The sequence below is a fragment of the uncultured Microbulbifer sp. genome (genome assembly GCF_947498635.1).
GTDB lineage: Bacteria > Pseudomonadota > Gammaproteobacteria > Pseudomonadales > Cellvibrionaceae > Microbulbifer > Microbulbifer echini.
This window is the reverse complement of sequence record NZ_CANMKV010000159.1, coordinates 1-263: the sequence shown is the minus strand read 5'-3', so window position 1 is coordinate 263 and position 263 is coordinate 1. Positions and strand designations below refer to the sequence as shown.

Here is a 263-nt window from a genome sequence, read left to right as displayed (position 1 = left end):
TTCAGCACCTTCACTATATTGCCGCGCTGGTCGTACTCGTACAGGGTGGTGTTGCCGCTGTTGTCGATCGACGCCACGTTCTCACCAAAGGCGTTGTAGCTGGCGTGGTGGGCGATCAAAGTCTCGTCGTTGGCGGCACCGGTCAGCTGCAGGGCGATATTGCGGATAGCCTCGCGGTTGTACATACCGGTCTGCGAGTAGAAGACGGAGGTATAGCTATCCCCCTTAGAGGAGACATTGCGGGTGTAGGTGTTGGTGGTGGC

General features: G+C 57.8%; 1 protein-coding gene. It reads right to left on the bottom strand.

Translation table 11 applies throughout. From position 1 onward, the window contains the following. Positions 1–263 (bottom strand): hypothetical protein (locus tag Q1A69_RS20250; protein ID WP_299589772.1); only part of this gene is annotated, 263 nt, incomplete at both ends.